This window comes from Flavobacterium daemonense, assembly GCF_007341385.1.
Taxonomy (GTDB): domain Bacteria; phylum Bacteroidota; class Bacteroidia; order Flavobacteriales; family Flavobacteriaceae; genus Flavobacterium; species Flavobacterium daemonense.
This window is the reverse complement of sequence record NZ_VJYD01000013.1, coordinates 124,774-135,549: the sequence shown is the minus strand read 5'-3', so window position 1 is coordinate 135,549 and position 10,776 is coordinate 124,774. Positions and strand designations below refer to the sequence as shown.

General features: G+C 34.4%; 13 protein-coding genes, 1 tRNA gene and 1 pseudogene. 9 read left to right on the top strand and 6 right to left on the bottom strand.

The genetic code is table 11. From position 1 onward, the window contains the following. Positions 1–86 precede the first annotated feature (86 nt). The 3 genes from FND99_RS16260 to FND99_RS16250 are packed head-to-tail and all read left to right on the top strand — an operon-like array spanning position 87 to position 1,518. Positions 87–896, top strand: coding sequence for a hypothetical protein (locus FND99_RS16260; RefSeq protein ID WP_144338993.1), 810 nt, complete (start codon positions 87–89; stop codon positions 894–896). A gap of 4 nt (positions 897–900) precedes the next feature. After that, complete coding sequence (locus FND99_RS16255; RefSeq protein WP_144338992.1) at positions 901–1,203, top strand: hypothetical protein; 303 nt, start codon at positions 901–903, stop codon at positions 1,201–1,203. 36 nt (positions 1,204–1,239) lie between these two features. Then, positions 1,240–1,518, top strand: a complete 279-nt coding sequence (locus FND99_RS16250) for a DNA-binding protein (RefSeq protein WP_144338991.1) — start codon at positions 1,240–1,242, stop codon at positions 1,516–1,518. 342 nt (positions 1,519–1,860) lie between these two features. Here FND99_RS16250 and FND99_RS16240 read toward each other — a convergent pair whose 3' ends face one another. The 6 genes and pseudogenes from FND99_RS16240 to FND99_RS16215 all read right to left on the bottom strand — a co-directional run bounded on the left by FND99_RS16240 (position 1,861) and on the right by FND99_RS16215 (position 6,414). Further along, entirely contained in the window at positions 1,861–3,168 is a 1,308-nt protein-coding gene (locus tag FND99_RS16240) for a site-specific integrase (RefSeq protein ID WP_144338990.1), read from the bottom strand. A gap of 291 nt (positions 3,169–3,459) precedes the next feature. Further along, a tRNA-Tyr gene (locus FND99_RS16235) sits at positions 3,460–3,540 on the bottom strand. Positions 3,541–3,906: 366 nt separating this feature from the next. Then, positions 3,907–4,293 (bottom strand): annotated as a pseudogene (locus FND99_RS16230) (peroxiredoxin family protein); the annotation flags it as partial. Positions 4,294–4,311: 18 nt separating this feature from the next. Next, on the bottom strand, positions 4,312–5,073 hold the full coding sequence (locus FND99_RS16225) for a DUF4369 domain-containing protein (RefSeq protein WP_144338989.1): 762 nt from the start codon (positions 5,071–5,073) through the stop codon (positions 4,312–4,314). Positions 5,074–5,333: 260 nt separating this feature from the next. Then, positions 5,334–5,774 carry a KTSC domain-containing protein gene (locus FND99_RS16220; RefSeq protein ID WP_144338988.1) on the bottom strand — a complete coding sequence of 147 codons (441 nt, stop codon included), beginning with the start codon at positions 5,772–5,774 and terminating at the stop codon, positions 5,334–5,336. Positions 5,775–6,168: 394 nt separating this feature from the next. Beyond that, a complete protein-coding gene (locus tag FND99_RS16215) occupies positions 6,169–6,414 on the bottom strand; it encodes a hypothetical protein (RefSeq protein WP_144338987.1) in 246 nt (81 codons plus the stop codon). An 86-nt stretch (positions 6,415–6,500) separates the two neighbouring features. On the opposite strand from FND99_RS16215, the gene FND99_RS16210 reads away from it, so the two are divergent. The 6 genes from FND99_RS16210 (at position 6,501) to FND99_RS16190 (ending at position 10,770) form a co-directional block, all read left to right on the top strand. Then, a complete protein-coding gene (locus FND99_RS16210) occupies positions 6,501–7,043 on the top strand; it encodes a hypothetical protein (protein WP_144338986.1) in 543 nt (180 codons plus the stop codon). Continuing rightward, entirely contained in the window at positions 7,043–7,189 is a 147-nt protein-coding gene (locus tag FND99_RS20245; protein ID WP_170245707.1) for a hypothetical protein, read from the top strand. Before FND99_RS16210 ends, FND99_RS20245 begins: the two co-directional genes overlap by 1 nt. 87 nt (positions 7,190–7,276) lie before the next feature. Further along, positions 7,277–7,513 carry a hypothetical protein gene (locus tag FND99_RS16205; RefSeq protein ID WP_144338985.1) on the top strand — a complete coding sequence of 79 codons (237 nt, stop codon included), beginning with the start codon at positions 7,277–7,279 and terminating at the stop codon, positions 7,511–7,513. Next, entirely contained in the window at positions 7,482–7,880 is a 399-nt protein-coding gene (locus tag FND99_RS16200; RefSeq protein ID WP_144338984.1) for a YchJ family protein, read from the top strand. Before FND99_RS16205 ends, FND99_RS16200 begins: the two co-directional genes overlap by 32 nt. Positions 7,881–7,986: 106 nt before the next feature. After that, complete coding sequence (locus FND99_RS16195) at positions 7,987–9,105, top strand: vWA domain-containing protein (RefSeq protein WP_144338983.1); 1,119 nt, start codon at positions 7,987–7,989, stop codon at positions 9,103–9,105. Between the two features lie 201 nt (positions 9,106–9,306). Then, positions 9,307–10,770, top strand: a complete 1,464-nt coding sequence (locus tag FND99_RS16190; protein WP_144338982.1) for an AAA family ATPase — start codon at positions 9,307–9,309, stop codon at positions 10,768–10,770. Positions 10,771–10,776: the final 6 nt, after the last annotated feature.

Sequence of the window (10,776 nt, the reverse complement as noted above, 5' to 3'; positions counted from 1 at the left end):
TTAGGTGGTCATTTTGAATTGGAATCAGGTGGTCACTTTAAATTGGAATTGGGTGGTCAATATCACTGGAATTTGCAGCAAACACAATGAATGAGAAAAATTTAGAATACCTGAAAGACCAGTTAAAATATACTGGATTTGGAGAAACGTTCGATGCTGAACTGCGAGAGAACATAATGAAGGGAGATAAGGATTTTAAAATCATGCACACCGGCATTATGAACAATGGTCTGCCAAATAAGGATACCTTAACTGTAGAGTTAAACTTCAAAAGGTCTGAGCAGACAGATATGTACTTTTTTAATTCCTATCACGTCAATCTTCAGAAAGAAGAAAACAAACCTGGTCTGGAACAGACCTTCTACATCAACAAAGACAGCGCCAGCATAACAATGAAGGAGGCTTATAATTTGATGGAAGGCAGATCTGTCAATAAAGATCTTAAAAACAAAGAAGGGGAGAGCTATAATTGCTGGCTTAAAATTGACTTTAAACAATCGGAAAATGGTAATTTTAAGCTGAACCAATACCATCAGAACTACGGCTATGATCTGGAAGCAAGTCTGGCAAAACATTCAATCAAGGAACTGAATACTCCGCAGTATAAAGAGGATCTTTTGAATTCGCTTAAGAAAGGAAATCTTCAGTCGGCGACTTTTGTTGTCGGCGGTGTTGAAAGCAAAATGTATGTGGAGGCAAATCCCCAGTTTAAGACGGTCAATGTCTATGATGCAAATTTCCAGCGAATCAACCATCGAGAGAGCAAGGAAGAAAAAAAGGCCGAATCTCAAAAAGAATCAGTTTCTAAAGATAACAAACAGAGTCCAGATTCAGATGAAGGGGATTCAGGGAAGAAGGATAATAAAGTAAAGAAAAGAAAATCTCCTTCACTTTAAAATTATGGAAACTTTAAAGCCTTTATCGGATTTTTTCACCGCAATAAAGAATGATTATAGGATCAGTCCAATGCATATTGCCATTTATGCGGCTTTACTGCAGTTCAGATCCGTTAAGGGCTTTATTAATCCAATTTTTGTATTCAGCTCGGATATAATAGTTATTGCTAAAGTTTCATCTGCAAATACATATCATAAATGTGTCCAAGAGCTTCACCAATATGGATACTTAAAATATAAACCATCTTTTAAGAAAACACGAGGGAGTGAAATATATTTTTTGTTTTCAGCCGATGCGGACATCTAAAGGTTCTGCAATTAATAACTTTTATATAATTAAAGGATGAATGAATTTGTGACAAAGGAAGACTTAAAAGAGTTTGGTATTCTTCTGCTTGATAAAATACAGGCCATATTTAAAGATAAGGATTCTGGGCTGAAAAAAAATTTGGAGCCAGAGTGGATTAGAAGCAAGTCTGTGAGAAAACTGCTTGATATTTCAGCGGGCTCTGTACAGAATCTTAGAATAAGCCAAAAAGTCCGTTTCAAAAAAGTGTTTGGCTCGTATTACTACAATAAGGAAGATCTTCAAAAACTATTTGACGATGAAACAAAACAATAGATTAAAAGAAAGAAATATTATGGATTACATCTCATTGTATATTGATGATCCTAAACTGAATGTCTGGCATCTGTCGATTTTAATAGCAATATTGGGATTAGGGTACAGGCAGGGGCAGAGAAGAAGGATTAAAGTCAGCCGCAGCAAGATTATGGAACTTTCACATGTGAATACGCTGCCCACTTATCATAAATATTTTAAACAGCTCCAGGATTTAGGATACATAAAGTACACCCCATCGTATCATCCGGGTTATAAGAGCGAAGTTAAACTATATAGAAAGAGGCTATCTCAAAATTGTTGAGATAGCCTCTTTTCGGTTGAATATATTTAAATTATTGATCAAGAAGAAATGTTATATTTCTGTTTTATAGCTTGTATTTCTTTTTCCAGTCTTGTGAGAACCGCAAGGTCTGGTTTAGATATTTTGGACTCATTCTTGTTTAGCTTTTTATTCAGAATAGACATTTCACGTCCAATAGTCGCCTGCTCTGTGATAGCGTATGCTTCGGTCTGCTTTACTGATGCATGGCCGAGCAGTTCTTTAACTACGTTTATGGGAACATTGTTATTGAGGGTTACTGTGCTTCCGAAAGTCCGGCGGGCCATATGTGTGTTGAGCGTAAAAGGAAAACCGCACAATACAGCAATTTCTTTCAGGTACTCATTCATTTTCTGGTTGGATGAAACAGGAAGCACGGTTCCACGCTGCATACATAGGGGATGCTCTTTATATTTTTCAACTATTTTCAGTGCGTGGGGAAGAAGAGGGACATTAAATGATGAGTTTGTTTTCTGTCTTTCGGACATAATCCATAGATTGCCGTCAATGCCTTCCTTGATATCCGTTTTCTTTAATTGATAAGCGTCTATGTAAGCAAGTCCGGTGTAGCATTGGAAGACAAATACATCCCTTACGACATTCAGCCTGTCAGTTGTGAAATAATGGCTCTCAAGTTCGTGCAATTCCTGTGCGGTGAGCGGTTTTTTCACCAGTTTTGTTTTACGTCCCTTAAAGTTCCTGAATGGATCCTTGGAAATTATTTCCCTATCGATGGCGCGGATTACAATCTTTTTGAAATTTGCAATATACTTGAGAGTTGTGTTGTTGCTGCAGTCGCGTACAGTTCTAAGATAAAACTCAAAGTCCTTTACAAACTCAAGGTTCAAATCCGCAAATTCAAGATCATCCTTTTTAAGCTTGAACTTTATAAATGCAGTCAAATGGTTTTTGGTAATGGTAAACCGGTCAAGGGTGCCTTTCGCATAGCCTTTTCCAAGAAGCGCTTCCATTTCATCATTATGTTTCTGGAATTCTTCCAGCACCTTAATCTTTGGGGCTGTCCTTCCCAGAATCTCGTCCATAATTTTCTCAGCGGTTATGGTTTTGCCGCTGTACATCATTTCGGTTTTGATTTCATTGATTTTTAAAGTGAGCGAATCCAAAAAGAAGTTGAGTGATTTTGCATCTTCCTTTGAGCCGACCGCTCTTTCGAACCTTTGATCCCATCGTGTATTATCCCATCTTCTCTTAGTTGAGCTTTCCCTGCGGATACCGTCAACAGTTACTCTGAAATATACGATCCATTCTTTACTTTCTATTCTGGGCCTTTTTAAAAAGAATCCCAAACCAAAACTGCTTTCCAACATAATCCTACTTTTTAAATTAATAAATGTAGAATAATATCACTTCCAAATCAAGTCGTTAATCTCGTTAACCCCTGTAATATAAGGGATTTTTGCTATTTCTGGTGCACTTTTATGTGCGCCGGAAAGTGCACCGATTTTGCACCTTTAATTTTGTGGGGATTTATAAATATTGAAAATAGGCTTAAAACGAAAAAAACCTGCAAATCCTTGAATTTGCAGGTCTTCAGACATTTTTTGCGGCTTTTTGAAAAGATTGAAAACTTTAAATTTTCAGGCTTTTCGGCCTTTCCGTGGGGAGAGCAGGATTCGAACCTGCGAAGTTCACACAGCAGATTTACAGTCTGCCCTCGTTGGCCGCTTGAGTATCTCCCCGATCTCAGCTTGTTGTGCTTTGTTGTTCTAAGCGGTGGCAAAGATAGGAACTCTTTCTACATTTCCAAACAAAAAAATGACTTAATTTTAAGTTATTTTAAAGTTATTTTTTAAATCATTGGAATTGAATAAAATAAAAAACTTCTGTTGGTGATATTTTTTTTACTTATTTTAAAAAGTAAGATTATTCTGTTGATGTTTTAGGGTTTTTTATATTCAATTCAAAACCTTTTTAAGTCGTTAGCCTTTGTTATTATTGATATAGTAGACTAAATATTGGTAGAATATTTACTGAATTGCGATTTGTCAAAGCAAAAAAAAATCTCCACTAGGGAGATTTTTTTTTCTACTTAATATAAAGTAATATTATTTAGCTAATAGCTCGATAATTTTTGCTTTCAATTCTGGACCTCTTAAATCTTGAGCAACTACTTTTCCTGAAGCATCAAGAATAAAAGTTGCTGGAATTGATTCAACATGGTATTGCGCAGCAATTGGTTCTTCCCAGAATTTAAGGTTTGAAACATGTGTCCAAGTCAAGCCATCTTTTGCGATAGCTTCTTTCCACTTGCTAGCGTCTTTGTCTAAAGATACACCAACAATGTTTAATCCTTTTGAATGTAGTTCTTTATATATTGCAACTACATTTGGGTTTTCTTTTCGGCATGGTCCGCACCATGAAGCCCAAAAATCTACGATAGTTACTTTGCCTAAGCTTTCTTTAAGCGAAACTACTTTTCCTTCTGGATTTGGAGCCGAAAAATCTGCTCTTCATTTAGCGCTGCCAACAGGAGGAGCTGACGCACCTACAGCAGGCAATTTTGCTTGACCAATTTTTGTTTTAGCTTCTTTTCCAGGAGTTGTGTTTTTTACAGACTCATCTAAAGAGTTGTAAATGCTTTCAACTTTTTTAGCATCTGCAGTTGGATCCTCAGACATTCCTTTAACGATTAAAGCAGAAATGAATGATTTTGGGTGAGATTCAGCATAAGTTACATATTTCTTTTTAGTATCAGCTTGAACTTCTGTTTGAATTTCCATGTATTGTTTCATCAAGCCATTGATAGTTGCTGTATCTTGAGCTTGTTGAGCTTGTTGCATTTTAGCAGTATTGTTTTTTTGAAAATCCATTAACTTCTTTTGAGTTTTGGTAAGATCTTCTTGGAATTTTACAAACTCTTCGTTGTTGTAAGTCCCAGATATTTTTGATTTGTGAATACTGTCTTTGTCGATTGCGATTGCAATTTCTCCGCTTTCTAAGATAAATGGAATTGGAGCATTTGCATCTTGAAGAATTAAAGTATGAAAAGCTGGTTCAGTTACTTTTCCTTTTATTTCGAATTTTCCGTTTTCAACTTTTACGGTATCAAGAGCAACAGTCATGTGTGTAGTTGGATCTTGACCTTGAAGAATGATAGTTTTTCCGTTAGCAATTCCAGTTGCAGTTCCTGTAATTAGATACTCTCCGTCTTTAACTTTGCTGCATGAAATAATAGCTACAGAAGCTGTAAGTAAAAAAAATATTTTTTTCATTATAAATATTAATTAGTTAATTGATTTGTGCAACAAAAGTATTTAAAAATATAGAACATCAAGAATTTTGTAACCTAAAATTTTGTTATAGTTTTTTTTGAGCTAAAGTCTGTAATATCAAGGGGTTCGACTGTTTTATCTGATTTAAAACTATTAAATGTATTTTTATTTTTAATGAAAACAAACATTTTAGCATTTTTAGGGCACAAAAAAAGCACTCTGTAATGAGAGTGCTTGTAAGTGTATTTTTGATGTAAAAACTATTCTTGATTTGTTTTCTTTCTCCAAGTAAAAGAGTTCAAGATATGTCTTTTTGCAAATCTTCCTGGTGAATCAGCGTTTACCATTTTTACGTAAGTTGCTTTAGGAACACTGATGTATTCGTAAACACTTCCGTTAGAGAAATCAATAATCAAACGTCCTTCTACAAATTTATAATCTGTAATAGTACAAGTTGTGATTGTTTCTGTATATTCAGGTAAATTAAGTTTAATAGTATCAGGATGAATACTTACTAAAAAGTGGTAAGCCTCAATAATCGTTTTGCTTTTTTCTTCTGCCTCTTTTAAACCAGCTTCATCTCCTACAAACTTATCAGGATGAGATTCTTTCATCGCATTGCGATAAATTGTTTTTAAATCTTTTAACTCTGCAGTTTTTTCTACGTTCAGTAACTTGCGGTATTCAACTATTTTTTTCATAAATAAAAGGTAACTACTTGTCTATTAGTTTGAAATCGATATTAATTAGTTCAAATCGACAAATTTTTTGCAAAGGTACACTTTTTTTTAACTTTTCAGTTTTCCTCTAAAAAATATTCTGAATACATGGGGGATTTTACCGAAAATACTAAAAATTTTAACCGCAAAGACGCTAAGGTTTATGCAAAGAGCGCTAAGTTTCTGTTTTCTTTTTTTTGAGATTCATTAAAATGAAAAGTTCGCAAAGCTTTGTATTGACAAAGCTTTGCGAACTTAATATTCTCAATGTATAACATTCAGTAAAAATAACCTTAGCGTTCTTTGCGTTAAAAAAAAAAAAACACGTTTCAACAAAACCTGAAACTTGAAACAAGGTAAACCTGAAACAAAAAAACTATTCCGGCTTATGATTTGCCTTATCGAAGTTTCTCGATTTTTTTGGGTATTTATCGTAGCTGATATCGCTTGGATTTTCTATTATAGATTTAATCGTGATCCAATCTCCAACTTTAAAATTAGATTGTACGGTTTTATAATCTAAAAGGTATTCACCGCAGAAATAATTATTGTTTTCATCTTTTTCGATAATGCCAGTGTAAACTCCTTTTTGTGGCATTTTTTCATGTGAATCTTTAGACATACTATTTTTGTTTAAATTGAAGATGCAAAGTTAATCAATTATAGGTTTGTTTTAGGGAGTTCGCGACAATCTGAGTATATTTGCATATGCAGAAAAATTTTAAGCCACATCCAAATTCTTTTAAAAATACATTTTGTGTTTTCCATGAAGTGCTTCCAGAGAAAATTAAAGGTTTAAAAAAACAATTTGAAAGCAAAGCCGGAAGTACTTATTATTATACTGAAGAAGGCATGTACCGAGTTTCGAATCACTGGGGCAGATTGGCCAACAGCAAATGGAGGTTGATTGCCCGAGAACCTGAAACCGAATCAAAAACAAAAATTGGTTTCGCAAAATGGAATGAGTTTTATCCTGATAATGCCGAAGAAAAACTATATTATATAGAAGCCGATTTCGAAAAAAATCTCGCTACTTATCAGCATAAAAACAATCCGGAGTTTGACGGAAAAGCAGTTTTGAGAACTAGTTTTGAAACAACTAAAAGATTAAAACAAGTTCGGAATTTACAGCAATTGACTTCATGGGCAAAATATTTTGATTATGATGATATTGACAATTTAAGAAAACAGATCATAACCGAATTGATTTTTACCGAAAAAACGTTAGAAGAAATTAAAAGAGAAATATAATGGGACGCAATAACGAAAGGAATATCAAAAAACACAATGACAAATTGCACAAAGCCCAGGCAAAAGCAAAACAAGCTGAAATTGCCCGTAAAGAAAAGCTCAAAGAAATTGTGAAAAAATTCAACGAAAATAAAAAGGAAGAGTAATAAATGTAGTTTAAAGTTTCAGGTTTCAGGTTTCACGTTCTATAGCAACTTGAAACCTGAAACCTGAAACAAAAAAACAAAAAAACAATGAATAGTAAATTTGAAACTTTAAAAGCAAACGTTCAGGAAATTATTGATTTGATTGCTGCAAAAAATGATAGAGAAGCCAATAATAAACTACTTGAAGTAAGCGATGAATTAGACGAAATGTTAGATCATGCCGAAGAAGATGAAGAGTTAAGAGAAATCAGCAGGTATCAGGTTTTGCTTAATCAGTTGCATGTAAGAATTAATGGAGAAGAACAAGTTGATGGCGACGCATAAATGTTATTGCGACACCGATTTGCTGTTCGAAGATTGCTGCGGATTATATCTTCAGAAGAGTCAAAAAGCACCGACAGCTTTGGCGTTGATGCGCTCAAGATATTCGGCTTATGCAACGCATAATGCTGATTATCTTTTGGAAACAACTTATATTTCGGAAAGAAAATATTATTCTAAAACCGAAATTTTAAAGTGGGCAACAGCCAATAAATGGCAAAAATTAGAAATTTTGAGTTTTACAGAAAATACAGTTGAGTTTAAAGCTTATTTTTTAGATGCAAATCAAAAACCGCAAACACACTACGAATTTTCGACTTTTAAATTGGAAAATGGTGCCTGGTATTATGTTGACGGAAAGTTTGAATAATTGACAAGAAATCCCTTGCTTTTGGCTTGTTTTCTTGAAATACTTTAACTAAAAATTAATAAAGGTTTCTTTTTCCCTAATTCTAAAAAAGCTTAATTTTAAAATTATGAAAAACGAATTTAAAAAAGGTTTTTATTTTAAGTCGTACGAAGCCCCATTTCAGTCTCCGTTTGAAAAGCTTTTTAGTATTTTTAAAGAGCTTATCACCCATACTTCGGGTGATTTTGACGAAGCAATTAGCTGGCTTCGCGAATTGGATAAGGAATATAAACTTACCGATGAGAACTACACAATTGATGATTTTATTGAAGATTTAAAAAAGAAAGGCTACATAAAAGACGAAGTCAAAGAAGATGGTTCAAATGGTTTTGGAATTACTGCCAAAACCGAACGCGCGATTCGTCAACAGGCTTTAGATCAGATTTTTGGAAATCTAAAACGTTCCGGAAACGGGAATCACAAAACCAAACATGCCGGAAATGGCGATGAGCATACAGGCGAATTCCGTGAATTTAATTTTGGAGATGGTTTAGAACGAATTTCATTGACAGAAAGTCTTCGAAACGCACAAATCAACAATGGAGTAGATAGTTTTATGCTGACGGAAAATGATTTGGTTGTCGAAGAAACGCAATACAAAGCACAAATGAGTACCGTTTTGATGATCGACATCAGCCATAGTATGATTTTGTATGGCGAAGACCGAATTACTCCAGCTAAAAAAGTAGCAATGGCTTTGGCCGAATTAATCACGACGCGCTATCCAAAAGACACACTCGATATTCTGGTTTTCGGAAATGACGCTTGGACCATCACAATTAAGGATTTGCCTTATCTGCAAGTTGGTCCATATCATACCAATACGGTTGCCGGACTTCAGTTAGCTATGGATATTTTAAGAAGAAAACGGAATACCAACAAGCAAATTTTCATGATTACTGACGGAAAGCCAAGCTGCGTGCGTGAGCGCGATGGTTCTTATTATATGAATAGCAATGGTTTAGATGAGTATATTGTCGATAAATGCTATACACAAGCACAACAAGCAAGAAAATTACACATTCCGATTACGACTTTCATGATTGCCAACGATCCTTATCTACAACGATTTGTGAATCATTTTACAGAAGCAAATCAAGGAAAAGCATTTTATACAGGGATAAAAGGTCTCGGCGAAATGATTTTCGAAGATTATGAAACGAATAGGAAAAAGAGAATTAAATAAAGGTTCTAAGTTGCTAAGATTCTAAGAGGCTAAGGTTTTTTACAAAATAAATTGTATACACAACGTATATCGTAGAGACGCACAGCAGTGCGTCTCCCGCAAAGGAATTCCATAATAAATTCCATCTGCAAAAAAAAAAATAAAAATAAAAACAAATTGAATTTTTAAATCATTTAATCTTTCAATTTTTAAATCATCAATATGGAAATTACTACTATAAAAACATTAGGTCAATTAAAGGCTGCAGGATATAAAAGCATCAGTATAAAAGATGAATTGCGAAATAATCTTCGTGAAAAAATAAAATCAGGGAAACCTGTTTTTGAAGGCGTTCACGGTTTTGAAAACACTGTAATTCCCGAATTAGAACGTGCGATTCTTTCACGTCATAATATCAATTTATTAGGTCTTCGCGGACAAGCAAAAACGCGTCTGGCGCGCAAAATGGTCGAATTATTGGATGAATATATTCCGTTTGTAACGGGTTCAGAAATTAATGATGATCCGTTGAATCCGATTTCGCGTTTTGCCAAAGATTTAATTGATGAAAAAGGTAATGAAACGCCAATTTCATGGTTGCATAGAAATGACCGCTTTTTCGAAAAATTAGCAACACCAGATGTTACAGTAGCCGATTTAATTGGTGATGTGGACCCGATAAAAGCGGCTAATTTAAAATTATCCTATGCGGATGATCGCGTGATTCATTTCGGAATGATTCCAAGAGCAAATCGAAGCATTTTTGTCATCAATGAATTACCAGATTTACAAGCGAGAATTCAAGTGGCACTTTTTAATATTTTACAGGAAGGCGATATTCAAATTCGCGGATTTAAATTGAGAATGCCCCTTGATATGCAGTTTATTTTTACGGCAAATCCAGAAGATTACACCAATAGAGGAAGTATTGTAACGCCTCTAAAAGATAGAATTGGTTCACAGATTTTAACGCATTATCCTGAAACAGTTGGAATTGCAAGAACGATTACAGAACAAGAAGCAAAACTGGATGCCAATCAAAGCGATATTGTTTATGTACCAAATTTGGCTAGAGATATTTTAGAGCAAATTAGTTTTGAAGCGCGCGAAAGTGAATATATCGATAACAAAAGTGGCGTAAGTGCTAGAATGAGTATTACGGCTTTTGAAAATTTAATTAGTACGGCAGAACGACGCGCTTTAAGAGCAGGAGCTGACAAAACGATTTTGAGACTTTCAGATTTTATGGGAATTATTCCGGCGATTACAGGAAAAGTCGAATTAGTTTATGAAGGAGAGCAGGAGGGAGCAGCAGTTGTGGCGCAATATTTAATTGGATCAGCGATTAGAACTTTGTTTCCGACTTATTTCCCTAAAATCGAAAAACTTGAAAAACCAGGAGAAAAAACACCTTATTCTGATTTAATAGAATGGTTTTTTGCTGAAAGCGGTTTCGAGTTATTAGATGATGCTTCAGACAAAGAATACAAAGAAATACTAGACGAAGTTACGCCGTTAGATATTCTGCTAAAAAAATACCAGCCTTCGATAGATAAAAAAGATCAATATTTCGTGAAAGAGTTTGTTTTATGGGCATTGGTTGAATATAAAAAACTAAGCAAAGACCGTTTTGCAACAGGACATCAATTTAAAGATATGTACGGAAGTTATATTAGTAAATTATAAATCAAG